The 16,268-nt window shown below is 29.3% G+C and carries 14 protein-coding genes, 3 tRNA genes and 1 rRNA gene; 4 read left to right on the plus strand and 14 right to left on the minus strand.

Going from position 1 to position 16,268, the window contains the following annotated elements; all coding sequences use genetic code 11:
• Nucleotides 1–297: 297 nt before the first annotated feature.
• From ALANTH_RS08655 to ALANTH_RS08720, 14 genes are all read right to left on the minus strand, one after another.
• A tRNA-Ala gene (locus tag ALANTH_RS08655) sits at nt 298–373 on the minus strand.
• Between the two features lie 19 nt (nt 374–392).
• Nucleotides 393–469: transfer RNA gene (locus ALANTH_RS08660), tRNA-Ile, on the minus strand.
• A 106-nt stretch (nt 470–575) separates the two neighbouring features.
• A 16S ribosomal RNA gene (locus ALANTH_RS08665) occupies nt 576–2,093 on the minus strand.
• A 310-nt stretch (nt 2,094–2,403) separates the two neighbouring features.
• Nucleotides 2,404–2,478 (minus strand) — tRNA-Asn (locus tag ALANTH_RS08670).
• A gap of 86 nt (nt 2,479–2,564) precedes the next feature.
• Nucleotides 2,565–3,488, minus strand: a complete 924-nt coding sequence (locus ALANTH_RS08675; protein WP_026808145.1) for a radical SAM protein — start codon at nt 3,486–3,488, stop codon at nt 2,565–2,567.
• Between the two features lie 5 nt (nt 3,489–3,493).
• Complete coding sequence (gene hemE / locus ALANTH_RS08680) at nt 3,494–4,531, minus strand: uroporphyrinogen decarboxylase (protein WP_026803824.1); 1,038 nt, start codon at nt 4,529–4,531, stop codon at nt 3,494–3,496.
• 11 nt (nt 4,532–4,542) lie between these two features.
• Nucleotides 4,543–5,055, minus strand: a complete 513-nt coding sequence (locus ALANTH_RS08685; RefSeq protein ID WP_026803825.1) for a YqhA family protein — start codon at nt 5,053–5,055, stop codon at nt 4,543–4,545.
• A gap of 3 nt (nt 5,056–5,058) precedes the next feature.
• Nucleotides 5,059–6,096: an aspartate-semialdehyde dehydrogenase gene (locus ALANTH_RS08690; protein ID WP_026808146.1), complete on the minus strand. Its 1,038-nt coding sequence runs from the start codon at nt 6,094–6,096 to the stop codon at nt 5,059–5,061.
• A gap of 6 nt (nt 6,097–6,102) precedes the next feature.
• Nucleotides 6,103–8,793 carry a DNA gyrase subunit A gene (gyrA, locus tag ALANTH_RS08695; protein ID WP_026808147.1) on the minus strand — a complete coding sequence of 897 codons (2,691 nt, stop codon included), beginning with the start codon at nt 8,791–8,793 and terminating at the stop codon, nt 6,103–6,105.
• A gap of 135 nt (nt 8,794–8,928) precedes the next feature.
• Nucleotides 8,929–9,144 (minus strand): HP1242/YdcH family protein, encoded by a 216-nt coding sequence (locus ALANTH_RS08700; RefSeq protein WP_026803828.1) that lies wholly within the window; start codon nt 9,142–9,144, stop codon nt 8,929–8,931.
• 54 nt (nt 9,145–9,198) lie between these two features.
• Nucleotides 9,199–10,380, minus strand: a complete 1,182-nt coding sequence (gene argJ / locus ALANTH_RS08705) for a bifunctional glutamate N-acetyltransferase/amino-acid acetyltransferase ArgJ (protein WP_026808148.1) — start codon at nt 10,378–10,380, stop codon at nt 9,199–9,201.
• On the minus strand, nt 10,380–11,474 hold the full coding sequence (locus ALANTH_RS08710; RefSeq protein ID WP_228131118.1) for a potassium channel family protein: 1,095 nt from the start codon (nt 11,472–11,474) through the stop codon (nt 10,380–10,382). Before ALANTH_RS08710 ends, argJ begins: the two co-directional genes overlap by 1 nt.
• Nucleotides 11,475–11,525: 51 nt before the next feature.
• Nucleotides 11,526–11,714: a 50S ribosomal protein L28 gene (rpmB, locus tag ALANTH_RS08715; RefSeq protein WP_026803831.1), complete on the minus strand. Its 189-nt coding sequence runs from the start codon at nt 11,712–11,714 to the stop codon at nt 11,526–11,528.
• Between the two features lie 66 nt (nt 11,715–11,780).
• Nucleotides 11,781–12,650 carry a glycosyltransferase gene (locus tag ALANTH_RS08720; protein WP_026808149.1) on the minus strand — a complete coding sequence of 290 codons (870 nt, stop codon included), beginning with the start codon at nt 12,648–12,650 and terminating at the stop codon, nt 11,781–11,783.
• A 99-nt stretch (nt 12,651–12,749) separates the two neighbouring features.
• Between ALANTH_RS08720 and gmhB the strand changes: the two genes are divergently transcribed.
• Genes gmhB through gmhA form a run of 4 tightly spaced genes read left to right on the plus strand, consistent with a single transcriptional unit; the run spans nt 12,750 to nt 16,259 of the window.
• The gene (gmhB, locus tag ALANTH_RS08725; protein WP_029888386.1) at nt 12,750–13,265 is read left to right on the plus strand and encodes a D-glycero-beta-D-manno-heptose 1,7-bisphosphate 7-phosphatase; all 516 of its coding nucleotides are present in this window, start codon (nt 12,750–12,752) and stop codon (nt 13,263–13,265) included.
• A gap of 6 nt (nt 13,266–13,271) precedes the next feature.
• Nucleotides 13,272–14,279: an ADP-glyceromanno-heptose 6-epimerase gene (rfaD, locus tag ALANTH_RS08730; RefSeq protein WP_026803834.1), complete on the plus strand. Its 1,008-nt coding sequence runs from the start codon at nt 13,272–13,274 to the stop codon at nt 14,277–14,279.
• Entirely contained in the window at nt 14,276–15,712 is a 1,437-nt protein-coding gene (rfaE1, locus tag ALANTH_RS08735) for a D-glycero-beta-D-manno-heptose-7-phosphate kinase (protein WP_026803835.1), read from the plus strand. The genes rfaD and rfaE1 overlap by 4 nt, the downstream gene beginning before the upstream one ends.
• Nucleotides 15,693–16,259: a D-sedoheptulose 7-phosphate isomerase gene (gene gmhA / locus ALANTH_RS08740; protein ID WP_026808151.1), complete on the plus strand. Its 567-nt coding sequence runs from the start codon at nt 15,693–15,695 to the stop codon at nt 16,257–16,259. The genes rfaE1 and gmhA overlap by 20 nt, the downstream gene beginning before the upstream one ends.
• Nucleotides 16,260–16,268 lie beyond the last annotated feature (9 nt).

Genomic DNA, 16,268 nt, shown 5'->3' on the forward strand with positions numbered 1-16,268 from the left:
TGGCTACTATCTTATTAAATATATTCTATTTAATAATTTAGTTGTGTTCTATCTATAGTTATATAATAAATTAAATCTATTCTAATTTATCACAAATTATTGATATGAAATTTTTTTTATTTAAAATTAAATATTACTATTTAATCTTACGAAAAAATTTTAAAGACTTTAACATTATATTTTTAAATATCGTACTATTTTAATAACTATTGTTATCTTTTTAGTGTTCTTTAGGATAAATCCTAATATAAATCTTATCTGCTATAAAACTTATATTAGAATTTCTTTAAATATATATGGTGGAGAATAGCGGGATCGAACCGCTGACCTCCTGCGTGCAAAGCAGGCGCTCTCCCAGCTGAGCTAATTCCCCAACAAAGATTATCTTATTATGGTGGGCCTATCAGGACTTGAACCTGAGACCTCACGATTATCAGTCGAGCGCTCTAGCCAGCTGAGCTATAGGCCCATTTACCTATATATTTATTCAAATAATCTTTATAAACCGAATATATATTGTTAATTGTTTTTCATTTTTCTATGTATTAAGAAACAAATCTTAATACATTTCTCTGAAAGGAGGTGATCCAACCGCAGGTTCTCCTACGGTTACCTTGTTACGACTTCACCCCAGTCGCTGAATCCACTGTGGAAGGTAGCTACTTTAGCATCCCCGCTTCGAATGAGTTCAACTCCCATGGTGTGACGGGCGGTGAGTACAAGACCCGGGAACGTATTCACCGTAGCATAGCTGATCTACGATTACTAGCGATTCCAACTTCATGTAGTCGAGTTGCAGACTACAATCCGAACTGGGAGATATTTTATAAGATTTGCTCCACATCACTGTATTGCTGCTCTTTGTATATCCCATTGTAGCACGTGTGTAGCCCTGGACGTAAGGGCCATGATGACTTGACGTCATCCTCACCTTCCTCCTACTTGCGTAGGCAGTCTCGTTAGAGTTCTCAGCCGAACTGTTAGCAACTAACGACGAGGGTTGCGCTCGTTGCGGGACTTAACCCAACATCTCACGACACGAGCTGACGACAGCCGTGCAGCACCTGTATGCAAGTTTCTGCAAGCAGACACTAATCTATCTCTAAATCATTCTTACTATGTCAAGTCCAGGTAAGGTTCTTCGTGTATCGTCGAATTAAACCACATGCTCCACCGCTTGTGCGGGTCCCCGTCTATTCCTTTGAGTTTTAATCTTGCGACCGTACTCCCCAGGCGGTACACTTAATGTGTTAACTGCATTACTGCAAGATCTAGTCTCACAACAACTAGTGTACATCGTTTAGGGCGTGGACTACCAGGGTATCTAATCCTGTTTGCTCCCCACGCTTTCGCATCTCAGCGTCAATAATGTTCCAGTAGATCGCCTTCGCAATCGGTATTCCTTCTGATCTCTACGGATTTTACCCCTACACCAGAAATTCCATCTACCTCTCCCACATTCTAGATTAACAGTTTTCAAAGCAGTTCTATAGTTAAGCTATAGGATTTCACTTCAAACTTATCAATCCGCCTACATGCTCTTTACGCCCAGTGATTCCGAGTAACGCTTGCACCCCCCGTATTACCGCGGCTGCTGGCACGGAGTTAGCCGGTGCTTATTCATATAATACCGTCATCATCTTCTTATATAAAAGGAGTTTACGCACCGAAATGTGTCATCCTCCACGCGGCGTTGCTGCATCAGACTTTCGTCCATTGTGCAATATTCCCCACTGCTGCCTCCCGTAGGAGTCTGGACCGTGTCTCAGTTCCAGTGTGACTGATCATCCTCTCAAACCAGTTATGCGTCATTGTCTTGGTAGGCCATTACCCCACCAACTAACTGATACAATACAGGCCAATCTCTTACCAATAAATCTTTCCCTTATAAACTTTTGTTTATAAGGAATATAAGGTATTAGCAAACGTTTCCATTTGTTATCCCTTAGTAAGAGGCATATTACCTATACATTACTCACCCGTGCGCCACTTAGCTGACAACTATAGCAAGCTATAGCCCGTTCTCGTTCGACTTGCATGTGTTAAGCACGCCGCCAGCGTTCACTCTGAGCCAGGATCAAACTCTCCATAAATTATCTATATCTAGTCCATATATCTTACTATATAATCTAAACATATCTTTATAGTGTTTGAAACTGACATATTCTATAATTACTCTTAAAATTATATATCTATCTCTAAACATACTCTCTTATTCGTTAGTTACAAAATTATCACTCAAATTATAGACAAGTTCTTAATCTATACATCATCTCTGACATACAAACTCTCCACTTGTACATTTTTTTTATTTTTTTAACAATCATATATTCGGTTTATAAAGATTACTTCTCTATCACCGTCTTAAACTTTAAAGAACTCAGATTTTTCTAAATCTTAAAATGGCTCCGGCACCTGGGATCGAACCAGGGACCAAATGATTAACAGTCATCTACTCTACCGCTGAGCTATGCCGGATTCTATTTAACTACTTTCAGTCAAATTGGACGGGAATTATAGTGGGTTTTTTTATATTTGTCAAGAGTATTTCGCTTAATCTAAACTTAATTGCTGTTTTTCTTGTAAAATTCAATTCCACTACTGTCTACAATACTTATAATATCATCATTCACTAAAGTCTTTAAAATATCTTTTGACTCTTCATCAAACATATTTTCTATATCTTCATATGTTAAAGGACGTCTTTTTAATGTAGAAATAATATCTTCTTTAGAATATTTTTCTATTTGTTTAGGTCTATTCTTATAAACTATATTTATATTTACATCAAAAAATTTATTTGCAACTTTTTGTAAAAAATCAAAATCTACTGGTTTAACTTTATATGCTGGTGGTCTGTCAATAGTTCCAATATCTACTCTATTTGGATTTATAGCTTTTATAGCTTTATATAATAATTCAAGTTCTTCATCTTTATCATTTAAATCTTTAACAAATAATATTTCAATTACAAAATTATTTTTTGTTATTTTTGAGAACTCTATCATAGAAGGAACTATTTTTTCAATTTCAACACTATTATTTTGTCTATCAAGTTTTTTAAAACACTTACTACTAATACAATCTAAAGATAATTTAACTGTATCAATTTTTAATAATGTTTCAAAAATATTTTTTTTATAAATTGTACTTCCATTTGATAGTATTAAAGTTTTGATTGTTCCTTTAATTTTATTTAATTCATCAACTAATATATCCAATTGTGGATATAAAGTAGGCTCACCATTACAAGTAATTGTTATAACATCAATTTTAGGATGTTTTTTCAAACTATTTTTAACTTCAAAAATAATATCTTGTATATTTGGATAAGTATCCATTTCATCAATAGTTTTTGCTGGTTCAAGTTCACAATATAAACAATCAAAATTACACTGCTTTTTAGAGGGAGATAGGTCAATTCCCAAAGAGATTCCAAATCTTCTTGAGGGAATTGGTCCAAAAATAATAGAGTTTGAATAAGACATTTATACTATTTTTTACTAACTCTTTGGCATTCTTTAACAAAGTGAATAGCATTTTCTACTGGTACATCAGGTAAAATACCATGTCCTAAGTTAAATATATGTCTTTCTCCTTGCATAATACTTTGGATAGATTCAACACATTTTGTAGTTTCAGTTTTTGAATATAGTCTACAAGGCTCCATATTTCCTTGAAGCACATATTTATCTCCTAACTTTTCTTTTGCTAATGCCATTGGAGTTCCCCAATCTACACCAAATACATCAAATTTTCCATAAACTAGCCCTCTTTCAATAAAAGCAGCAATACCTTTTGGAAACATAATTACTGGAATATGTGGGTATTTTTCTTTTAAATATTCTGCAATCTCAACCATATACTTCCATGAAAACTCATCATATCTACTAGGTTCTATTGCTGCTGCCCAAGAATCAAAGATCTGAACAACATCAGCACCTGCTAAAATTTGTTTTTCTAAATATAATTTAATAATATCAGTAAGTTTTCTTAAAATTTTATGTAAAAAATCTGGATTAGAATACATAATTTTTTTACATAAATTATATGTTTTTGTTCCTTGTCCTTCTATCATATATGTAGCTAATGTCCAAGGGGCTCCTGTAAAACCAATAAGTGCTTTATCCTCTGGTAATTGCTCTTTTAAAAGTTTAATTGTTTCATAAACATAAGTTAGTTTAGAAGCTGCTTCATCTGCACCAATTAATTTATCCAAATCTAATTCATTTTTAATTGGTTCTTTAAATATAGGACCTTCACCTTTTACAAAATCTAAATGCATTCCCATTTCATTTGGAATAACTAGAATATCACTAAATAAAATAGCTGCATCAACTCCTACAATATCAAGAGGTTGAATTGTAACTTCAGCAGCTAGTTGTGGATTATGACAAAGATTTAAAAAATTACCTGCTTTTGCTCTTACTTCCATATATTCTTTTAAATATCTTCCTGCTTGTCTCATCATCCAAACTGGAGTATATGGTGTTGGTTTTCCAAAACATGCATCTACAAAAATTTTTGACATTCTTTTCCTTTTTATTTTTTTCCAACTTTACCTGTAAAGTAAAGTCCTACTGCTAAAGCAACTATTGCCAAAGCAAAATATAGTAATTCTAAAGGAGTTTTATACTCTGTATGTAAAACTCTTTGAAAATAATTTACAACCAAAACCATAATAATTACTTTCGCAATTTTATCTTTTAATTGATCTAATGAACTAATATTTAATATAGAATTACAATCTTCTGGGCTACATGCTGCATCAATTTTTGATATAAATAACTCATAGATACCAAAAGCAAAAATCAATAGTACAACTGCAATCAAATATAAATCAACTGCTCCAATAATCCCAGCAACAATATCTTCATGAAAATGTTCTGGATGATTCCCTTCGAAAAAAGTTGTAACTACAAATTTAGCTACATTGATAATATCAATGCTAGCAACTATAAATAAAATCACTGCTCCCATAAATCCAAAAATCACAGAAAGGATTACAATAAATCTACTTTTCCATAAACCATTTTCTATAATCTTTTCAAGCATTTTTTATATATCGCTTTCTAACTCAATCCATTTCAAACCAATTCTAACTGCATTTGTAGCAGCACCTACTCTTACTTGATCTGCAACATTAAAATAATGAACAATATTTGGAGAATAAACATCTTTTCTAATTCTTCCAATATATGTAAAATCTGTATCTGTTGAAATTATAGGCATTGGATATTTTTTATTTTCTAAATCATCAATAACTTTTACATTTTCAAAATTTTCTAAAGCACTTCTAACTTCATCAACATTTACATCAATACCTTCTCTAAATGTAACTGTTAAAGATTCACTATGTGATCTTAAAACTGGAACTCTTACACAAGTAGCTGCAACTTCAAAATTTTTATGCATAATTTTTTGAGTTTCATTTACCATTTTCATCTCTTCTTTTGTAAATCCATTATCCATTGCAACATCGATTTGTGGAATTACATTTAAAGCAATTTGATGAGCAAAAGCTTTTATTTCAGTTTCTTCAAGTCTAAAAGCAAAGAAATCTTGCATTTGTTTTACCAACTCTTCCATTCCAGATTTTCCAGCACCAGAAACAGCTTGATATGTAGAAACATCAACTCTTTTTATTCCATAAAGATCATCAAGTGGTTTTAAACTTTGTACCATTTGTATTGTTGAACAATTTGGATTTGCAATAATTCCTGTTTCTCTCCAAAATCTTATATCTTCAGGATTTACTTCTGGAACTACTAATGGTACTTTTGGATCCATTCTAAAATGGCTAGTATTATCAATTACTACTGCACCAGCTTCAACTGCAAATTTTGCAAATTTTTCTGAAATAGAACCACCAGCACAAAAAAAAGCAATTTCAACTTCTTGCTCTTCAAAAACTGATTCAGTAAGTTCTAAAACTGTAATTTCTTTATTTTTAAACTCAACTTTTGATCCAGCACTTCGTGAACTTGCTAATGGAACTAATTTATTTATAGGAAAATTTAACTCTTCCATAACTCTAAAAACTTCTTCTCCAACTGCTCCTGTAGCTCCAACTACTGCAACATTAAATTTTCTCATTTTATATTATTCCTCATTAATATCATTATTTAAATCTAATAAACTTGTTGTATCATCATTATTTGACTCAATGATTTCACCATCTTCGTTATATCTAATAACATTCCCATTTTCATCTAATTCTATTTCTTCATCTTCTTTTGGGCATTTTGCTATAGAAACAACTTTATCGTCTTTATCAACATTTACAATTATTACACCACTTGTATTTCTACCAGCTTTTCTAATTGTATTCATATCAACTCTAATCATTTTTCCAATTGAAGTTAAAAGCATTAAATCTTGAGTATCATCAACTAAAACTTCTCCAACAACATTTCCAGTTTTTGCAGATAGTTTCATAGCAATAACTCCAGAACCAGCTCTATTTGTCAATCTATACTCTTCAACCGTTGTTCGCTTTCCAATACCTTTTTCTGAAACTGTTAAAATCTCTTGTTCTTCGCTTTCTATTACATCTGCATCAACAACAAAGTCTGTATCAATTTTAAACTTAATTCCTCTTACCCCTCTAGTAGTTCTACCTTGAGGTTTTACTCCAATATATTGTTCTTTTCCATCTTCTTCTAAGATTGGATTACCATCTGCATCTAAAATTGGGTTACCATTTTCATCTTCTTTTGGCTCTCTTACTAAAATTGGGTTACCATTTTCATCTCTTTTTGGTTCCCAAATAAAGAATCTAATAACCTGCCCAAGAGCAGTAAATATCATAAAATATTTTGACTCTGGAAGTGTAATTTGAGCTGTTACAATTTCATCATCATCATCAAGAACAATCGCTCTTACACCGTTACTTCTAATATTACTAAATTCATTTAATGCTGTTCTTTTTACAACCCCATTTTTAGTAAAGAATGCTAAAGATTTTGCTTCATCAAAATCACTAGTTGGAATAATTGCCATAATTTTTTCATCAGGTCTTAAGTTGATCAAGTTTACAACAGCTTTTCCTTTTGCAATTCTACTACCTTCTGGTATTCTATAAACTTTCAACCAATATAATTGCCCCATATTTGTAACAAACATAAGTGTATCATGAGTATTACTTACAAAGAATCTTTCAATAAAATCATCATCATGAGTAGTAACTGCAACTTTACCTTTTCCACCTCTTTTTTGTTTTTCATAAGATTTTATAGGTACTCTTTTTACATATCCATTATGAGTTATTGTTACAACCATTGGTTCATTTGGAATTAAATCTTCAATATCTATTTCATCATAAGAATCTTCAATTTCTGTTCTTCTTGGAGTTGAAAACTTTTCTTTAATTTCTGTTAGTTCTTCTCTTATAATTTCATTTAACTTATCTTCACTTCTTAATATAGCCTCTAATTCAGCTATTAAAATCATCAATTCTTGATACTCAGCTTCTAATTTATCTCTTTGAAGTCCAGTTAATCTTCCTAATCTCATATCTAAGATAGCTTGAGACTGAATATGACTTAAATCAAATCTTACTTCCAATTTTTCTTTTGCATCTGCATCATTTGAACTTGATCTTATTATTTTTACAACTTCATCAATATTATCAACTGCAATTTTTAGACCTTCTAAAATATGTGCTCTTGCTTTTGCTTTTTCTAAATCAAAAATTGTTCTTCTTATAATTACAGTTTTTCTATGAGATAAAAAGATATTTAAAATCTCTGGAAGACTAAATACTTTTGGTTCTTTATTATAAACTGCAAGTAAGATAATACCAAATGTTGTTTCCATAGGAGTTGATTTATAAAGGTTATTTAATACAATCTCAGCCATAGCATCTTTTTTAAGCTCAATTACTACTCTAATACCTTCTCTATCTGATTCATCTCTAACTTCAGAAATTCCATCTATTTGTTTATCTTTTGCTAAATTAGCAATAAGTTCAATTAATCTTGCTTTGTTTACTTGATATGGCAATTCATCAATTACAATAATCTCTTTTTTAGCTCTTGTTTCAATATGATGCTTTGCTCTAATTCTTACTCTTCCACGACCAGTATTATAAGCATCTATTATTCCTCGTCTTCCAAAAATTGTTCCACCTGTTGGAAAATCTGGACCTTGAATAAATTCCATTAAATCACTAGCTTCTGCTTCTGGATTATCAATTAAATGTAAAATTGCATCAAGCAATTCACCAAGATTATGAGGTGGAATTTTTGTAGCCATACCAACTGCAATTCCTTCACTTCCATTTAACAATAAAGTGGGAACTCTAGTAGGTAAAACTGATGGTTCTTTCATAGTATCATCATAATTTGGTACAAAATTAACTGTATCTTTATCAAGATCTCTTAATACTTCTTCAGCAATTCTAGTCATTCTAGCTTCTGTATATCTCATAGCAGCTGCATTATCACCATCAACTGAACCAAAGTTTCCTTGTCCATCAACTAATGGAGCCCTCATAGAGAAATTCTGAGCCATTCTAACAAGTGCATCGTAAACTGAGCTATCTCCATGTGGATGATATTTTCCGATAACATCTCCAACAATTCTTGCTGATTTTTTATATGCAGCTTTACTTGTAACATTTAAATCATGCATTGCATAAAGTATTCTTCTATGAACTGGCTTCAATCCATCTTTTGCATCAGGTAATGCCCGTCCAATAATAACACTCATAGAATAGTCTAAATATGAAGCTTTTACAGAATCTTCGATATTTATATTTATAATATCTTGATTTTCAAAAAGGTTTTCCATTTTTAAAGCCCTTTATAATAAAAATTGTAATGATTTTACCTAAAATATACTTAAGTTTGAGTTTAATAAAAAATTATAAAAAAAAGGGTTAGAAGCATTGCTTCTAACCCTTTTTAAACTAGAAATAATAAAACTTTATTTTTCAGCTTTATACTTTACTATCATAGAATAAATTTCATCTTTAAGTCTTAATTTTTCTTTCTTTTTTGTCTCAATTGTAAATTGATCTGCATGAGTGTTTTCTAAATTTGTAATTTCATGATCTAAATCATTATGTTTATCAAAAACTCTAGCAAAGTGTGTATCTTTTTGTCTTAATTCAGCTATTGCATCTCTATGTTCGTGAAGCATTATCTATCCTTGTTAAATTTGATTTTCTGGATTATAATAAAATTGTTCTTAAAATTAACTTCTATAATCTGCATTTATCTCTACATATTTGTAACCCAAATCACACCCATAAGCAGTAAATTTACCATCACCTAAACCTATATCACAAATAATTTTATATTTATCTTTTTTTAATACATCAAAAGCTTTTGACTCTATTTCTGCATTAAAACAAATCTCACCTTTATTAAAAACTACTACATCATTATATGATATAACTAATTTCTCATCATCACAATCAATTTGTGAAGCACCAATAGTTGATGCAATTCTTCCAAAATTTGGGTCTTCACCAAATAATGCAGTTTTAACCAAAAGGGAATTTGATAATGCTTTGGCTGCAATTTCTGCTTGATTATCATTTTTTGCATTTATTACTTCAAAAGCTGCAACTTTTTTAGCACCTTCACCATCAGCAACCATTAGCATTGCCATATCATGCATTACAAGTCGTAAAACTTCTTTGAAAGCTTCTTTATCATATGCATTTGATTTACCATTTGCTAAAACCATAACAGTATCATTTGTAGAAGTATCTCCATCTACTGAAATTGCATTAAAAGTTGTATGAGAATTTATATCTAAAGCTTCTTTTATATCTTTATATGGAGCATTTGCATCTGTACAAATAAAACAAAGCATTGTTGCGAGATTTGGATTTATCATTCCTGCACCCTTTGCAACAGCACCAATTTTAAATGAATTTCCATTTTCAAGTTTTACTTCATAAAGACAAGTTTTAGGATATGCATCTGTTGTCATAATAGCTTTGCTCAGGTTCTCCCCATTTTTAGAATTTAAATCAAATTTCTTAGCTCCAGAAACTAATTTCTCAAGAGGAAGTCTATTCCCTATAACTCCTGTACTACTCATAATTGGATTTACGAAATCAGAACCTAATTGTGAGAATAAATGATTTATATCTTCAATACCTTTTCTTCCAGTTAAAGCATTTGCATTTTTTGAGTTTATTAAAACAAAGTTTGTTTTAAAATCTTCACCATATTGTAAAAAATGTTTTAATGGAGCTGCTTGAAATTTGTTGTTAGTAAATAGTGCTGCAACAGTACAAGGCTCTTTTGTATATATAAAGCCTAAATCATTATTCCCATTTGGTTTAAGTCCAGCGTGAATTCCATCACAATAAAATCCATCAATTTGATCTATATAACCTTTTATTGGTAAAATTGTAAACATTATATCTCCTTTGGTTCATTTACTAAATTTAAAACTCTTCTAGCTCTTAAAATACCTTTTTGAGAGCCAACAATTAATAGTTTAGAATTCTTTTCTATTATTTTATCACCTTTTGGTAATTGGATAAAAACTCCATTTTGTGTTATTCCAATAACTGAAATCTTAAGATTATCTCTTAGATTTAACTCTTTTAATTCTTTTCCTATAATCCAAGAATTATCATTTATTACGACATCTTCCATAGTAACAGGGCTATCTTTTTTATATAAAAATTCATCTAAAATATTTTCCATATCTGGACTAATTGCCATTGCACTAACTCTTTTTGCCATTAATGTTGGAGTTGCAACAACTTTATTTGCACCAAGCTTTTCAAGCCTTAACTTTTCATTTTGTGTTTCAGCATTTGCAATAATTAAAAAAGGAGCCCTTCCAAGTTCTTTTTCATAAAGTCTAACAGAAGATATTAAAGTAATATTATCAGAAATATTTTTTGATAAAGATATTACTCCCTTTGCTGAACTTAAATGAGATTTGAGGAAAGCTGTCTCTTTATACGGTTCTTCTTTTACAAAATATGGATATCTATTTTCTCTTGCTATCTCGTCAATATTATCACTTGGATCAACAACAACAAAAGGTATATGATTCTCTCTAAATTGTTTTGCAACTTGCGATGTATATTCATTGTGATAAAATAAAACAAAATGTTTTCTTAGTCTTGCTATTTTAAAAAGCATCCTTCTCTCCCTTAATAATTCTCTTAAATTACCGTTAGTAAAAACATCTATAATAACCCCTATTCCAAAAACCATACTTGAAAAACCAGCTAACATCAAAAATATAGTAAAAATAATAGTTTCACTTTTAAAATTTGATTCGTTTAAGGCTCCAAAACCTGTATTTGTAAGTGTATATGCAGCCTGAAATATTGCTTGCATAATAGTATAATCTTCAAAATATACATAACCTAAAGTACCAATCATCATTAAAATTTGAAATATTATTAATGGGAATCTTAAAGGTTTAAGTTTTGAGTAAATAATAGGGCTTAAATCATATTGTGGTTTTGAAGTTTGTATCTCCCACCCCAAATATTTTTTAATTTTGTTAGAAATGCTCATGAAAGCACTCTGGGTGCTTTTTTATGAGTGTTTTTTAAGAGTTCTTAGCTCTTTTGCAGAGATTTTTAATTTTGTAGTAGTTCCATCTTCTAATGTAACTCTAACTGTTCTGATATTTGGTAAAAATCTTCTTTTTGTTCTATTTTTTGCATGACTAACGTTGTTTCCAACCATTGGCCCTTTTCCTGAAATTGCACATCTTCTTGACATTTTGTTTTCCTTCTTTTTTTAGTGAAAAATATTGGCGTATTGTATCTAAAATTTCTTGAGTTAATCTTAAATGCATGATAAAATTTGATTAAACTTCTTCAAATTATTTTCTAAACTACATTCTAAAGCTTTAGTTTTATTCTCTTTTTTTATTTTTATTAACTCATTTTCATCATATAAAATTGCATCAATTTTAAAAGGTGTACTTGGATCATTTGTTCTTTCCATAGAAGCATAAACATCAACTATTTCTTTTGCATCATTATTTATGGGTAAAAAAACTACACTTTCACAAAACATTGCTTTTAAAACATTTGTAGCAAAAGTTTTACTTTGAGTAGGAAGTAAAAATATATCTGATATTAAAAAAAGTTCATCAATATTTTTATAATTTTCAAGTAAAATCAACTTATCTTTAAGCTTTGAAAATTTTGAAAGTGAAAAATTAAGATTTGCCATTTGTTGTTTACTGCCTGCTATTATTACTTTAAAATTAGGGTAAGATAGATTTGAACAAATTTCTAAAAACTCTTTAATACCAGAAGTCTTAAAATTCTTTGCTGTAAAAAATATTAATTTTGTAGTAGGTAATAAACTAAATTTTTCAATATATTTATCTTTTAATTTATCTAATTCCTTATATTCAATATTTATAGATGGATAGATAACTTTTATTTTTTCATTTGATATTTCTATTTTTGATTTGATTAAATTCTTTGAAGAAAAAGAGTTAGTAATGGTCATTTTAGAATTTGTTATATATAAAATAGATTTTTCATCTAGATTTCCACTATGAAAATAAATATCTGGAAAAGTTTGTTTTTTAAATAATTTTATTAAATAATTTGGTTCTTTTAGTATTTCAATATCAGCTCTTTTTTGTAAACTTTGAATCAATGAATTTATTGATTTAAAATATATTGTTTTTTTCTTCATCTAACACTTTCATCATATAAAATTAAATTTATAATTATAGTTAAAAGTGCTTTATGATATTATTTAATAATTTAATATATAAGGATTTTTATAAATTCAATGCAAAAAAAAATAGTTTATCTTGATAGAGATGGAGTTATAAACAAAGATTTTGGATATGTTTATGAGATTTCAAAATTTGAATTTTGTGATGGAGTATTTGAAGCTTGTAATCATTTTATAAATTTAGGTTATGAAATCATTATAATAACAAATCAATCTGGAATTGGACGAGATTATTATACAAAAAATGACTTCCTAAATCTTACAGAATATATGAAAGATGAGTTTAAAAAACATGGAATTAATATATTAAAAGTATATTATTGTCCACATAGTCCAGAAGAAGATTGTGATTGTAGAAAACCAAATATTGGTATGATTTTACAATCTTTAAACGATTTTAATATAAATTTACAAAACTCTTGGCTTATTGGAGATAAAATCAGTGATATAGAGTGTGGAAAAAATGCTAAAATACCAAATAGAATTTTAATAAGTAATAAAGAAAAGAATAGTGAAGACTTTTTAACAGCAAATTCACTATTTGAAACAATAAATTTAATTAAAAAGTGAGAACAAATGAAATATAACAATATAAATTTTAATAGAAAAACAATTTTAATTACTGGTGGAGCAGGATTTATAGGTTCAAATTTAGCTTTTTATTTTCAAAAGAATTATCCTGATGCAAAAGTTGTAGTTTTGGATTGTTTTAGAAGTGAAGATACTTTTTCAAATGGTAATTTAAAAAGCTTTGGTCATTTCAAAAATCTATTAGGATTTCACGGAATAGTAATAAGTGGTGATATAAATGATAAAAATCTTTTAAAATCTTTAGAAAAGAATTATAAATTTGACTATATTTTTCATCAAGCAGCAATTTCTGATACAACAGCACTTGAACAAGATATTATGATGAAAACAAATGTAAATGCATATGAAGATTTACTAAAAATTGCTATAAAGCATAAAGCAAATATGATTTATGCTTCTAGTGCGGCAACTTATGGAGATAGTGATAGATTTGAAGTTGGTTTTGAAAAACCAAATAATGTTTATGGATTTTCAAAAGTTATGATGGATAATATAACTTATGAATATTTAAAAAGAGATTTACCAATTTCTATTGTTGGATTAAAGTATTTTAATGTTTATGGTCCAAGAGAATTTTTTAAAAATAAAACAGCTTCAATGGTTGTACAATTTGGACATCAAATTTTAAAAGGACAAATACCAAAACTTTTTGAAGGTAGTGATAATATTCTAAGAGATTTTGTATTTATAGAAGATATTATCCAAGCAAATATCAAAGCTTGTAAACCTAAAAAATCTGGTGTTTATAATGTAGGTACAGGGAAAGCTAGAAGTTTTGAAGATATTGTAAATATTTTACAAGAAAATTTAGAAATAGATAATGGGAAAGAGTATATTCCAAATCCATTCATAGGTTCTTATCAATTTTTTACAGAAGCGAATATTGAAACTACAAAGAAATTCTTAGATTATGAACCACAATATTCATTAGAAGATGGTATAAAAGCTTATATTCCAGAAATACAAAGATTATTTAAAGAAGAAATTAAATGAAAAAATTGGATAAAAAACCAAAGATTTTAGTTATTGGTGATCTAATGATAGATCACTATTTATGGGGAAATTGTGATAGGATTTCTCCTGAAGCTCCAGTTCAAATTGTAAATGTACAAAAAGAGAGTTCAGTTTTAGGTGGAGCAGGAAATGTAATAAACAATCTTGTAGCACTTGGAGCAAAAGTTGAAGTAATAAGTGTAGTTGGAGCAGATATAGTAGCAGATGAATTAAAAGCTCTATTAAAAAACATTAATGTTCCAACTTCAAATTTAGTAATTGAAAATACAAGAAAGACATCTAAAAAAAGTAGGCTTATAGCTTCACAACAACAAGTATTAAGATATGACATGGAAAGTATTGATGATATTGATGAAAATAGTCATAAATCAATAATTACAACTTTAACTAATAGTATAAACAAATATAACTCTATTATTCTTTCTGATTATGGTAAAGGAGTTTTAACAACAAAATTAACTCAAGATATTATAAAAATAGCAAATAAAAATAATATAAAAGTTCTAGTTGACCCAAAAGGTAAAGATTATTCTAAATATAAAGGTTCATACACTCTTACACCAAATAAAAAAGAAGCACAAGAAGCCACAAATATAATAATAAAAGATGAGAAATCTTTAATTGAAGCTTCAAAAGTTTTAAAAGAAAAATGTAATTTAGAAGTTTCACTTATAACTTTAAGTGAACAAGGTATTGCTATTTTCGATGATAACCTAACTATTAAACCAACTGTTGCAAGAGAAGTATATGATGTAACTGGTGCAGGAGATACTGTTATAGCTTCTATTGCTTTTGCTCTAGGGAATGATTTATCTATAGATGAATCTGTTAGCTTTGCAAATTTAAGTGCAGGTATTGTTGTAGGTAAAATAGGAAGTGCAACAGCAACCTTAGATGAAATTTATGAGTATGAGTATAGCTTACATAAATCAAACTCAACAAGCCATATAAAAACTTTTAAAGAGATTGAAGAGTTAGCTATAAAACTTCACAATCTTGGTAAAAAAATAGTTTTTACAAATGGATGCTTTGATATTCTTCATGTTGGTCATGTAAAATATTTAGAAGAAGCAAAAAGTTATGGTGATGTTTTAATCTTAGGATTAAATGCAGATAGTAGTGTACGAAAATTAAAAGGTGCAAAAAGACCTATAAACACTCAAGATGACAGAGCATATATTTTAGCTTCTTTAGAAAGTGTAGATTATGTAGTTATTTTTGAAGAAGAGACACCTTATGAATTGATAAAGTTAATTAAACCGCATACTTTAGTAAAGGGTGGAGATTATGAAGGGAAAGAGGTAGTTGGACAAGATATAGCAGATGAGTTAAAACTTGTGCAATTTGTAGATGGGAAAAGTACAACAAATACGATAAAAAGGATACAAGAAAATGAAAAATGCAATAATTAAAGAATTTTTAGCACACCAAGAAACAATAGCAAAAGTTCTAGAAACTATGCAAGAACCACTTCTAGAAGCTTCAAAAATTGCAGTTGAAACACTAAAAAATGGTAATAAAATACTGCTTTGTGGAAATGGAGGAAGTGCAGCTGACGCACAACATTTTGCAGCTGAATTAACAGGAAGATATAAAACTGAAAGAAGAGGATTACCAGGTATTGCTCTTACAACAGATACAAGTGCCTTAACTGCTATTGGAAATGACTATGGATATGATAGAGTTTTTGATAGACAAGTTGAAGCATTAGCAAATAAAGGTGATTTACTTATAGGTATTTCTACTTCGGGAAATAGTACAAATGTTATAAATGCATTAAAAGTAGCAAGAGAACTAGGTTGTAAAACTATTGGGCTAACAGGAAGAGATGGTGGAAAGATGAATGAGTTTTGTGATATAAATATAGTCGTTCCTTCAAATGATACACCAAGAATACAAGAGATGCATATACTTTTTGAGCATACTATTTGTCAGATTATTGATAATGAATTAAGTTAAATATGTAAC

The organism is Aliarcobacter lanthieri, assembly GCF_013201625.1.
Taxonomy (GTDB): domain Bacteria; phylum Campylobacterota; class Campylobacteria; order Campylobacterales; family Arcobacteraceae; genus Aliarcobacter; species Aliarcobacter lanthieri.